The sequence below is a fragment of the Candidatus Deferrimicrobiaceae bacterium genome, assembly GCA_035256765.1.
Lineage (GTDB): Bacteria > Desulfobacterota > Deferrimicrobia > Deferrimicrobiales > Deferrimicrobiaceae > CSP1-8.
In genome coordinates this window covers 1-6,455 of the sequence record DATEXR010000029.1, presented here as the reverse complement: position 1 = coordinate 6,455, position 6,455 = coordinate 1, and the positions used below count along the sequence as shown (strand labels likewise).

The 6,455-nt window shown below is 66.8% G+C and carries 4 protein-coding genes; 3 read left to right on the top strand and 1 reads right to left on the bottom strand.

The features are described from left to right. Positions 1-155: 155 nt before the first annotated feature. The 3 genes from VJ307_01085 to VJ307_01075 are packed head-to-tail and all read left to right on the top strand — an operon-like array spanning position 156 to position 5,967. On the top strand, positions 156-1,553 hold the full coding sequence (locus tag VJ307_01085; GenBank protein ID HJX72720.1) for a TolC family protein: 1,398 nt from the start codon (positions 156-158) through the stop codon (positions 1,551-1,553). 14 nt (positions 1,554-1,567) lie between these two features. Then, positions 1,568-2,785, top strand: coding sequence for an efflux RND transporter periplasmic adaptor subunit (locus VJ307_01080; protein HJX72719.1), 1,218 nt, complete (start codon positions 1,568-1,570; stop codon positions 2,783-2,785). Continuing rightward, a complete protein-coding gene (locus VJ307_01075; protein ID HJX72718.1) occupies positions 2,782-5,967 on the top strand; it encodes an efflux RND transporter permease subunit in 3,186 nt (1,061 codons plus the stop codon). Before VJ307_01080 ends, VJ307_01075 begins: the two co-directional genes overlap by 4 nt. Positions 5,968-6,242: 275 nt before the next feature. Here VJ307_01075 and VJ307_01070 read toward each other — a convergent pair. Then, on the bottom strand, positions 6,243-6,455 hold a 213-nt coding region (locus tag VJ307_01070; GenBank protein HJX72717.1), incomplete at its 5' end, for a hypothetical protein.

Sequence of the window (6,455 nt, the reverse complement as noted above, 5' to 3'; positions counted from 1 at the left end):
CTCCCCGACGGACCGGAGCATCGCACTGCGGTAACCAACCCGCGCATAGAAGGCTGATGAACCGTCGTCTACCTTGATCGCTATTACGCTTCCCTCTTGACAAGCCGGTCAGTCATAGAAGGAACGTCCCTGTTCTTAGGGAAGGGGAGAAGACGATGGCCAGACCGTTTCGACGTCCATTTCCCGCGGCCATTTTTCATGGCGCCGTTCTTCTTGTTGCATGGTCCGCACTCGGTCCTGCCTCCGCGGGCGCGGGGGACGGGGTCGATTTCCACGGGGCGGTTGCCAAGGCCCTGCGCAACAACGCGGGCGTGTCGGCAGCCGGATACGGGTGGACCGCCGCGAAGAAGGAAGCCCAGGCCGCGCGCGGAAACTACCTGCCGAGGCTTGCCTTCGAGGAGCGGTTCGTGCGCACGAACGTGCCGGCGGAGGCCTTCGCGTTCAAGCTGAACCAGGAGCGGCTTCTCGCCTCCGATTTCGCCGACGTGCGCAACTTCAACGAGGCCCCCCCGATCAACGACTACATCACCTCGTTCACGCTCGAGCAGCCGATCTTCGCGCCCCGGGCGTACCTGGGCTATGTGATGGCGCGACGCGAAGCGGATGCGACCGGGCTCGACGTCTCGCGGAAGAAGGAGGAGACGGTCTTTCAGGTTCTTACGGCCTATCTCCATGTCCTGACCGCGAAGGAATATGTCAGGGTGGCGGAGCAGGGGCTGTCCGACGCCCGGGAGCACCACCGCATCGCGGAGGTGATGGAGAGGGCCGGCATGGGGCTGTCTTCCGACGTTCTTCGGGCCAGGGTCTTTCTCGCCTCCGCGGAGAGCATCAAGGTGACGGCGGAAAGCCGCCTCGCCCAGGCGCAGACGGGATTGGGGCTCGCGATGGGGGAGGCGGGAGGGTCGCGGGTGGACGTCTCGGCCCCGGTTCCGTCCCTGCCGGAAACCGGTACGCTCGAGGGGAGGATCGCCGCGGTCCGCGCCAACCGGTCCGATCTCCGCGCGTTCTCCTTGCGGGTCGAGAACGCGGACACCAACGTGAGCCTCCGGAAATCGGACTATCTTCCCACATTAGGCGTGACGGGCGCCTACCAGATCGACGGGCAGGACGGGATCTTCTCCCCCGACAACCAAACCTGGAAGGTGGGGGTGGGGCTTTCCTGGACCCTGTTCGACGGGCTGCGCCGCGAGGCCGAGGTGGCGAGGGCGTCCGCGGAAAGGGGGAAGGCGAGAGAGTACTACCGCGGCGCGGAGGATTTCGCGGCCTTCCAGGTGACCCAGTCGTACCTCCAGGTCGAGGAGGCTGCCCGGCGCGTGGAGATTGCCCGGGCCGCGGTCGCCGCGGCGGAAGAAGGGACGCGGCTTGTCCGGTCGAGGTACGAGAACCAGCTCGGACGGATGATCGATTTGCTGGACGCGCAGACCGCGTTCAACGGGGCGCGGGCCGACCTGGTCCGGGCGCAGAACGATCTGCAGCAGTCCCGGGCGCAGCTCGAGTACGCCTCCGGGACGCTTCTGTCCTGGGCGCTGCCCGAATCCGGGGAACCCCGATGAAAGGGGAGGAGACGATGACGGGGAAACGACGCCTCACGGGACGTTTCGGCGGGCCGGGCCGGCGCTTCGCATTGCAAGGCATCGGGATCTTCTTTCTTGCCGGAGTCGCCGCAATGTTGGCGGGGTGCGGCGAGAAGGGGAAGCACGGACCGGCATCCGCGGAGAGGCCGCTGGTGACGGGCGTGGAGGTCGTCACGGCGGGAGCCGCCCCCCGGGAGAGGTTTTCCGAGGCGGTCGGGACGGTCCGGGCGAAAACGATCGCCGCCGTGTCCCCCCAGATGATGGGAAGGGTCACCTCCCTTCCCGTGGCGGAGGGGGCCCGGGTGGAGAAAGGAGCGCTCCTGGCGACGATCGACGACACGCAGGTCCGGGCACAGCTTGCGGCCGCCGAGGCGATGGTAGCCGAGGCGGAAGCCGGCAACGAGGAGGTCGAGCGCGCCATCGCGCAGGCGGAGGCGGGCAAGGCGCTCGCCGAGAAGACGTACGAGCGGTTCCGCAAGCTGTTCGAGGAGAAGGTCGTAACTCCCCAGGAGTTCGACGAGGTGGAGGCCAAACGGACGGTGGCGGTCAAGGACTACGAGCGGTCGCTGGACAAGCGGGCCCAGGGGGTCGCGAAGATCGCGCAGGCGAAGGCCCGGGCGGACGCGGCCCGGGCGATGCTCTCCTACACCCGGGTGACGGCGCCTTTTTCCGGGATCGTCACCGAAAGGAAAGCCGACGCCGGCGCGATGGCCGTCCCCGGAGTGCCCATCGTGGTCCTGGAGGACACGGGACGATACCGCCTCGAGGCCTCCGTACCGGAGACCTACATCGGCACCCTCAAGGTCGGCTCCCGGGTCCGGGTCGTTTTGGGCACGCCTCCGGGTAAGGAAATCCCCGGGACGATCTCCGAAGTGGTCCCGCAGGTGGACCCGTCGAGCCGGACGTTCACCGTCAAGGTGGACCTCCCGGGGGGGCAGGCACTGCGCACCGGGATGTTCGGGCGGGTCCTGTTCCCGACGGGAGAGGAAGACCTGCTGGTCGTCCCGCAGAAGGCGATCTCGCGCGTGGGCGGCTATGACGCGCTGTACACCGTCACGGCGGACAACGTGGCCCGCCTGGTGATGGTGACGACCGGCAAGGCGTTCGGGGACGAGGTAGAGATCCTTTCGGGGATCGGGCCGGGGGCGCGCGTCGCGATCTCCCCCCTGGAAAAACTTGTGGACGGGGCCCGGGTGGAGGTCCGGAAATGAGGGAACAAGGGCGAGGGATCGCGGGCCGGATCGCCTCCGCCTTCATCGACTCCCGGCTGACGCCGCTCATCGTCCTCGCCTCGATGTTCCTCGGCGTGGGCGCCGTGGTTCTCCTCCCCCGGGAGGAAGAACCGCAGATCATCGTGCCCATGATCGACGTGTTCGTGCAGATGCCCGGGGCGTCGGCCCGGGAGGTGGAGGAGCGGGTCACCAAGCCGATGGAAAAGCTCCTCTGGGAGATCCCGGGGGTGGAGTACATCTACTCCACCTCGGCTCCGGGGCAGTCCATGGCGATCGTCCGGTTCAAGGTGGGCGAGGACGAGGAAAAAAGCATCGTCCGCCTGAACCAGAAGATGTTCGCCAACTTCGACCTCATCCCTCCCGGGGCGAGCACGCCCCTGGTCAAGCCCCGGTCCATCGACGACGTCCCCATCCTCGCCCTCACCCTTTCCGGCGACCGGTACGACCACTACGCCCTGCGCCGGGTGGCGGCGGAGCTTAACGACCAGATCAAGACGATTCCCGACGTCTCGGAGATCAAGGTCATCGGGGGGAGACGCCGCCAGGTCCGGGTGATCCTGGACCCGGCGCGGATGGCGGCACGCGGCATTGCCCCGGCGACCCTGGTCCCGATGCTTGCGTCCGCCAACCGTCAGCTCCTGTCGGGGAGTTTCTCCTCCGGAAACCGGGAGTTCCTCGTGGAGACCGGGGGGTTCCTGCGGACCGCCGAGGAGGTGGGGCAAGTCGTGGTGGGGGCATCGGGCATGCGCCCCGTGTACCTCCGGGACGTGGCGCAGATCGTGGACGGGCCGGAAGAAGCCGCGGACTACGTTCTCTTCGGCCTGGGACCCGCTGCGCAGGAGAAGGATCTTGCCTCCGCACCGGCCGTGACCCTCTCGATCGCCAAGCGAAAGGGCACCAACGCGATCGTGATCGCCGACAAGGTGATCGGGAAGGTCGGGGAGATCAAGGGAAGGACGATCCCGGACGGGGTACGGCTGACCGTCACCCGGAACTACGGCGAGACGGCGGCGGAGAAGTCCAACGAGCTGCTCCTCCACATGCTGATCGCCATCCTCTCGGTGTCGGTCCTGATCTGGTTCACGCTGGGTCTGCGGGAGTCGGGGATCGTGGCCACCGCCATCCCCGTCACGCTGGCGTTCACCCTGGCCGTCTTCTACCTCACCGGCTACACGCTCAACCGGGTGACCCTGTTCGCCCTCATCTTCTCCATCGGCATCCTGGTCGACGACGCGATCGTCGTGGTGGAGAACATCGTCCGCCACTACCGCCTCCCCGAGAACGAGGGTCGGCCGGTCGCCGAGGTCGCCGTGAAGGCGGTGGACGAGGTGGGGAACCCCACGATCCTCGCCACCTTCGCGGTGATCGCGGCCATCCTCCCCATGGCGTTCGTCCGCGGCCTCATGGGACCCTACATGCGCCCCATCCCCGTGGGGGCGACCGCGGCCATGCTCTTCTCGCTCCTCGTGGCGTTCATCGTCACCCCCTGGGCGAGCGTCAGGCTCCTTTCCCGGGAGGGCAAGGCGCACCACGGCGAGGAGGGGTGGACCACACGCTATTACCGGCGCGCCATGGACCGGCTCCTCCACGTCCGCGTGTGGCGCTACGGGTTTTTGCTCCTCGTCGTCTTTCTCCTCCTGGGGGCGATGTCGCTGTTCGCCTTCCAGGTCGTGAAGGTGAAGATGCTCCCCTTCGACAACAAGAGCGAGTTCCAGGTGGTGATCGACATGCCGGAAGGGTCGACCCTCGAGGAGACGGCCGCGGTCACCCGGGAGATCGGCGCCGTCGTGGCCGCGGTGCCGGAAGTGCGGAACTACCAGATGTACGTCGGGACATCCTCCCCCTACAACTTCAACGGCCTGGTGCGCCACTATTTCCTTCGCCGGGGGCCCAACCAGGCGGACATCCAGGTGAACCTGGTCCCGAAGGAGGACCGCAAGGATCAGAGCCACGACATCGCCAAGAGGGTCCGGCCAAAGATCCAGGCGGTGGCGGCCCGGCACGGAGCGAGAGTCAAGGTGGCCGAAGTTCCGCCCGGTCCGCCGGTCCTTTCGACCCTGGTGGCGGAAGTCTACGGTCCCGACTACCGGGGGCAGATCGAGGTGGCGCGGCAGGTCCGGGAGATCTTCGAGAAGAGCGAAGGGGTCGTCGACGTGGACTGGTTCGTGGAGGACGACCAGCCCAGAATCCGCTTCGCCGTGGACCAGGAGAAAGCCGCCTTGAACGGAGTGTCCGCCGAGCAGGTGGCCGCGACGCTTCGGCTGGCCGTGGAGGGGACGGAGGTGGGGCTCCTCCACCAGCCCCGGGAGCAGGAGGACGTGCCGATCCTCCTGCGTCTCCCCCCTGCCGAGCGGTCCCGGGTGGAGGCCTTGCGGCAGATCCGGATGGCGGGTCGCCAGGGGAATCTGGTTCCCCTCGGGGAGGTCGTCCGCGTGGAGGAGGAGACGGCGGAGAAGAGCATCTACCACAAGAACCTGATGCCCGTGGTGTACGTGACCGCGGATTTGGCGGGCAAGGTGGAGAGCCCCGTCTACGCGATCCTCAAAATCAACGAGGCACTCGACAAGCTCACGATGCCGGGCGGATACCGGCTGTCGCGCTATGTGGCCAGCCAGCCGTTCACGGAGGAGAAGTTCTCCATGAAATGGGACGGGGAGTGGCACATCACCTACGAGGTCTTCCGGGATCTGGGCCTGGCGTTCGCCGCGGTGCTCGTGCTGATCTACATCCTCGTGGTGGGATGGTTCCAGTCGTTTCGGACCCCCCTCACGATCATGGCGGTCATCCCCTTCTCCCTGGTGGGGATCATCCCCGCCCACGGGCTGATGGGGGCCTTCTTCACGGCGACGTCCATGATCGGCTTCATCGCGGGCGCGGGGATCGTGGTGCGCAACTCGATCATCCTCGTCGACTTCGTGGAGCTTCGGCTCAAGCAGGGGATGCCGCTGGACAAGGCGGTCATCGACGCGGGTGCGGTGCGGTTCCGCCCGATGATGCTCACCGCCGCCGCCGTGATCGTCGGGGCGTCGGTCATCCTCTTCGACCCGATCTTCCAGGGGCTGGCGATTTCGCTCATGGCGGGGGAGGTGGCCTCGCTCTTTCTGTCCCGGATGACCGTGCCGATCCTCTACTTCCTGAGCGGCCGCCGCAAAAAAGCATAGGGACGTTCTTAAAACTTTTCATCCCCTGCTGCTTCCGCCGCCGCGATTCCTGAATACGGCAATGTATCCGTGTATGCCTCCCGGTACCCGAGGCTCGCGGGTGGCTATTGCTCCGCATCCTCGGAGGGGGCTCCTCGCTTCGTCGCTCGACTTGCGATGCACCCGCAAGTCTGCGCTTGACCTCCCTCCCGGAAAGCTCCGCTCGTATCCCCCTTCCTCGGCTGCTCCGCCGGCAACCAGGACCCCTCCGCGAGCCAGAGGCCCTGGCCGCCCGGCTATTTCCCGGTTGCCGGCGGGATTTTTTTCAGGTTCTCGAGCTGGGTGGCGGCTGTGCGCAACGATTTCGTCGCCTCTTCGTGGGAGGGGTCGTAGGCCAGGATCTGCCGCCAGGTGGCGATGGCCGACTCGAGCCGGCCCTCCCGGTAATCCGCCAGCCCTTTCTCCATGAGGTTCACGGAAAGTTTGTCGATGCTGGCTCTCAGATCCCC